This window comes from Micromonospora sp. ATA51, assembly GCF_016802855.1.
GTDB classification, from domain to species: domain Bacteria; phylum Actinomycetota; class Actinomycetes; order Mycobacteriales; family Micromonosporaceae; genus Micromonospora; species Micromonospora sicca.
Genome location: NZ_JAEVHJ010000398.1, coordinates 1 through 5,274, shown reverse-complemented (window position 1 = coordinate 5,274; position 5,274 = coordinate 1). Strand labels below are relative to the sequence as shown.

Sequence of the window (5,274 nt, the reverse complement as noted above, 5' to 3'; positions counted from 1 at the left end):
GGGTGGCGCGGCGGTCCGCGCCGGATCGGCCAGGGCGTCAGGCTCCACGACGCAGGCGGACAGCGCTGTCCCCGTGAGCGATATGACTGTCAGGCATATTTATGCCTGACAGGCATATCGGTTGGCGGAGATGTTGTCGTCGGCGCCCCCGGGGCCCCGTCGAATCGACCCCGGAACGGTCGCGGTCAGCCTCGGCCCGGGTCGCCTGCGGTCAGCGGATCGGCGTGAGCCGGTCGGCGCCCAGCTTGCCGCGGAGCACCTCCGGCACCAGCACCGAGCCGTCGGGCTGCTGGAAGTGCTCCAGGATGGCCGGGAAGAGCCGGCTGGTGGCCAGCGCCGAGCCGTTCAGCGTGTGCACGAACCGGGTCTGCTTGCCGCCCGGCTCCCGGTAGCGGATGGCCGCCCGGCGGGCCTGGTAGTCGCCGCCCCAGGAGATCGACGACACCTCCTTGTACTTGCCGGTGCTGGGCATCCAGACCTCGACGTCGAGGGTCTTCTTCATCGCGGCGCTGGCGTCGCCGGCCGCGAGCAGGCTGGTCTGGTGGTGCAGCCCCAACTGCTCGACCAGGCCCTCCACGTGGGCGACCATCGCCTCCAGGGCGGCGCCCGCCTGCTCGGGCAGGGTGAACTGGAAGATCTCCACCTTGTTGAACTGGTGGCCGCGTACGGTGCCCCGCTCGTCGGAGTGCGAGCCGGCGGCCTCGCGCCGGTAGCACGGGGTGTACGCGAACGCCTTCAGCGGCAGCTTCGCGGTCTCCAGGATCTCGTCCTGGAAGGCCCCGAGGATCGCCGTCTCCGCGGTGGGCAGCAGGAACTGCCCGCGCGGAGCCGACTGCTTGTCCAGGTGGTAGACGTCGTCGTAGAACTTCGGGAACTGGCCGGCGGCGAAGCCGGCGCTGTCCAGCAGCAGGTGCGGCGGGAGCAGGAACTCGTACCCGGCCTGGATGTTCTGCTCGATCAGCCAGTTGACCAGCGCCCACTCCAGCCGGGCGCCCATGCCGGTGTACATCCAGAAGCCCGAACCGCCGAGCTTGACGCCCCGCTCGTGGTCGACCAGGCCGAGCGCGCGGGACAGCTCCACGTGGTCCCGGACCTTCTCGATGGCCGGCGGCTCGCCGAAGGTCCTGACGACCCGGTTCGCCTCCTTGCCACCGGCGACCACGTCGTCGGCGGGCAGGTTGGGCAGCTCGCTCATCGCGGTCCGCAACCGGGACTGCACCTCGTCCAGCTGGGACTCCAGCTCGGCGAGCTGCTTGCGCTCGGCCTCCGGCGCAGGCTCCGGCGTGGTGCCGGCCCGCTTCGCCTGCGCGTACGCCCGAGCCTCCGCCTTGCGACGCTGCCGCTCGGCGTCGATCTCGCTGATCAGGGCGCGGCGCTCCTGGTCGAGTCGCTGGATCTCGTCCAGCGCCCGGTTGACCTCGGCGGGATCCAGACGCTTCGCCAGCGCGGTCGCCACCGCCTCGCGATCCTTCCGGATCAACTCCATGTCGAGCATGCTGCTCGTACGCCTCCGTCCAGGCAGTCAGGTGGGACCCCCAGATGCTACCGTCGCGGCCCCGTCCGGCCGTCCCGCACCCGGGACCGGCCGTCAGAGCCGGACGGGCATCAGGATGGAGAAGGCGTGCACGTCGTCCGGGCGGCGCACGGCCAGCGGGGCGATCGGCCCGTCCAGCTCCAGCAGGAGCTGCCCCCGGTCGCCGGCGTCGAGGGCGTCGAGCAGGTACTCCCGGTTGACCCCGACCCGGACGGCGTCCGCCTCTGCCGCCTCGTCCGGACCGACCACCCGCAGCCCGCCCCGCTCGTCCAGCCCCAGCACGGTCACCTCGGCGCGTACCCCGTCGTGCTCCTTCACCAGCACCGGCGCGCCCTCGGCGGCCACCGCCGCGCGCAGCGCCACCACGTCCACCACCACCCGATGCGCCGGCGCGCCGGTCAGGTGGCCGTGCAGCAGCCGGCGGTAGTCCGGGAAGTCGTACGGCAGGGGCGCCGTCCGCACGGCGCGGCCGGCGACGGAGACCTCGACGGTCTCCCGGTCGACGGTGACGTGCGCCTCCGGGGTGATCCCGGCGCCGGTGTCCAGCAGGGCGCGCGCCTCGTCGACGAAGCCGACCGGGACGAGCACCCGCACCGGCGGCCCGTCCATCTTCCACCCGGTCCGGGCCACGGCCAGCCGGTGCCGGTCGGTGGCGACCAGCCGTACGCCGTCCGGCTCCACCTCCAGCAGCACCCCGGCCAGCACCGGCAGCTCCGGGTCGGCGCCGACGGCGAAGCGGACCGCGTCGACGGCGGCGGCGAGGTCGGCACGGTGCAACACGAGACGGGTGGTCATCGGGGTCTCCTCGGGGTCGATCAGGGCACGGACCCGGGAGAGCTCACGGCGGGCGTCGGCGAGACCGTCCTCCAGCCGGCGCAGGTGCGCGTCCAGCAGCCGGCCGACCACCGCGGGCTCGGACCGGTGCCGCAGCGCGGCGCCGATCTCGGCCAGCGGCATGCCGACCCGGCGCAGCCCGGCCACCAGCCGGGCTGGGGCGACCTGGTCGTCGGTGTACCAGCGGTAGCCGGTCACCGGGTCGACCAGCGCGGGCACCAGCACGCCGGAGCGGTCGTAGAACCGCAGCGCGCTCACCGTCAGCCCGCTGGCCCGGGCCAGTTCGCCGATGCTGCGCAGTTCGCTCTCCACGACGACCGATCCTGTGCCCTCAACCCGGTCGAGGGTCAAGCCGTCGGGCCCGCGTCGACCACGCGGAACGTCATCCCCGCCTTCACCAGGCGCTCCAGCAGGGCGTCGCCCATCGCGGTCACCGGGGTCACCTGCCCGGAGGTCGGCGGCAGGTCGTCGCAGGCCAGGCAGAGGGCCGACTCGGCGAGCATCTTCGCGGTCTCGTCGTAGCCGGGGTCCCCGCCGGCCACCTCGGTGAGCACCTTCCGGCCGCCACCGGAGCCCAGGAAACGCACCCGGAACCAGGACTTCGCCCGCTGCTCGGGAGTCGGCCCCTGACCGGAGGAGAGCCGGCCGAGCAGCCAGCGCCGGGTCGGCGGCAGCTTCACCAGCCCGACCAGACCGGCCATCCCGACCCCGGCGACCAGGATCGTCGGGAGCCGCTTCACCGCGGCGAAGTGCCGGTAGCGGAAGTCCGGGCCGTACTCCGGGCGGGCCGCGGCCGACCGGCGGACCACCTGCGGGTCGATGGTCGGCAGCGGCACCACCCACCTGCCCAGCTCCCTGGACCGGCCCACCTTCCCGGGCACCGCCCGCACCCGGCGGCCCTCCGGGCGCGGCTCGACCGCCTTGCGCGCCTTGGCGGCCCGGCTCATCTCCCCGGTCCGGGAGAACGCGGTCAGCGCCGAGTGGTACGTCCCGGCGGAGAACCGGCCGCCGGCCCGGACGAAGCCGTCCACCGTGATCGGCCCGTCCGACGGGAGCTGCTTGACGGTGTACCAGGCGCCGAGGTCGTGCGGGATCGAGTCGAAGCCGCAGGCGTGCACCAGCCGCGCCCCGGTGCGCACCGCCTCGGCGTGGTGCCGCACGTACATCAGGTCGACGAACTCCGGCTCGCCGGTGATGTCCAGGTAGTCGGTGCCGGCGGCGGCACAGGCGGCGACCAGCGGCTCCCCGTGGTGGACGTACGGGCCGACGGTGCTGGCCACCACCCGGGCGCTCGCGGCGACCGCGCGCACCGACTCCGGGTCGGTCATGTCGGCGGTCAGCAGCGGCAGTTCGGCCAGGGCGGGGTCGATCGCGGCGAGCCGGTCCCGCACCGCGGCCAGCTTGGCCGGGTTGCGGCCGGCCAGCGCCCAGCGCAGTCCGGTGGGGGCGTGCCGGGCCAGGTACTCGGCGGTGAGCGCGCCGGTGAAGCCGGTCGCGCCGAACAGGACGAGGTCGTGCGGGCGGTCGTCGCGCATCCGCCGAGTGTGCCATCCCCGGGCGCGCGGATCACGGGGAGAAGACTGCCCGGACGCAACCGTCCGCCCGCTCCCGGAACAGCGCGTAACCGTCGGCGCCGCGCTCCAGCGGCAGCCGGTGGGTGGCCAGGTGTTCGGTGCGCAGCTCGTCGCGGGCCATCCGGTCCAGCAGCATCGGAATCCAGCGCTGCCCGTGCTGCCGGGCGCTACGGACGGTCAGGCCCTTGTTCATCACCGCGCCGAGCGGAAACGCGTCGACGAATCCGGTCCAGGTGCCGAGGACGACCACCGTGCCGCCCTTGCGGCAGGCGTGCACCGCCTCGCGCAGCGCCAACGGCCGGTCCGCTCCGCCGCCGAGCCGGCCGCCGAGCAGCCCCGGTGGCTCCGATTCCATGCCGACCGCCTCCACACACACGTCCGGGCCCCGGCCGCCGCTGCGCTCCCGCAGCTCGGCCGGGACGTCCACGTACCGGTAGTTGAGCGGCTCCGCGCCGACGTGCCGGTCCACCATGCGCAGCCGGTCGTCGTACCGGTCGATGACGATCACCCGGGCCGCGCCGCGCAGCACGGCGGACCGGGCGGTGAGCTGCCCGACCGCCCCCGCCCCCCAGACCGCGACCACGTCACCCGGCCCGACCTCGCCCAGCTCGGCGCCCATCCAGCCGGTCGGCGCGGCGTCCGAGGCGAACACCGCCCGGTCGTCGCTGACCGGGTCCGGCACGGTGAACGCGCCCACGTCGGCGTACGGCACCCGGACGTACTCGGCGTGGCTGCCGGCGAAGCCGCCGAGCGGGGCGGGCCGGCCGTAGCAGCCGCCGGTCGGCTGGCCCCAGGCGGACTCGGTCGCCGCCGCGCCGGTGCTGCTGCCGTTGTCGCAGCAGGCGAAGAGGCCCTGCCGGCAGAACCAGCAGGCGCCGCAGGCGACGGCCGCGCAGACCACCACCCGGTCGTCGACCCGGTGCCGGCGGACCTCCGGGCCGACCTCCACCACATCGCCGAGGAACTCGTGGCCGAGCACGTCCCCGGCCGCGAGGAACGGAATCCGCCCGCCCAGCAGCGGCAGGTCCGCGCCGCAGGTGGCGCTGCGCCGGACCCGGACGATCATGTCGTGCGCGTTGCGCAGCTCCGGGTCGGGCACCTGCCGTACCGCCAGCGCGTCGACGCCCTCCCAGCACAGTGCCCTCACCCGGCGGCCCCCGGGCGGTCCAGCCGCGAGCGGTCGGCGCGGAGCACCTCGCCGGTCTCGGCGAGCTGCTTGGCCTCCCGCAGGGCCTGCCGGATCAGCAGCCCGGGGTCGTCGCCGACCAGGTGGGCGGCCAGGCCGGCAGCCGCGGCGAGCCGCCGAGCGGTCGTGCGGCCAGCTCGGTGCCG

General features: G+C 74.8%; 4 protein-coding genes and 1 pseudogene. All 5 read right to left on the bottom strand.

The window, feature by feature from the left end:
* Positions 1–211: 211 nt before the first annotated feature.
* Positions 212–1,495, bottom strand: a complete 1,284-nt coding sequence (serS, locus tag JNW87_RS34255) for a serine--tRNA ligase (RefSeq protein ID WP_238455111.1) — start codon at positions 1,493–1,495, stop codon at positions 212–214.
* A gap of 93 nt (positions 1,496–1,588) precedes the next feature.
* Entirely contained in the window at positions 1,589–2,668 is a 1,080-nt protein-coding gene (locus JNW87_RS34250; RefSeq protein WP_109804481.1) for a MerR family transcriptional regulator, read from the bottom strand.
* 47 nt (positions 2,669–2,715) lie between these two features.
* Complete coding sequence (locus JNW87_RS34245; protein ID WP_109804474.1) at positions 2,716–3,903, bottom strand: trans-acting enoyl reductase family protein; 1,188 nt, start codon at positions 3,901–3,903, stop codon at positions 2,716–2,718.
* Between the two features lie 31 nt (positions 3,904–3,934).
* A complete protein-coding gene (locus JNW87_RS34240; RefSeq protein ID WP_238455110.1) occupies positions 3,935–5,089 on the bottom strand; it encodes a zinc-dependent alcohol dehydrogenase in 1,155 nt (384 codons plus the stop codon).
* A pseudogene (locus tag JNW87_RS34235) lies at positions 5,086–5,274 on the bottom strand (hypothetical protein); the annotation flags it as partial. The gene JNW87_RS34240 and the pseudogene JNW87_RS34235, both read right to left, overlap by 4 nt.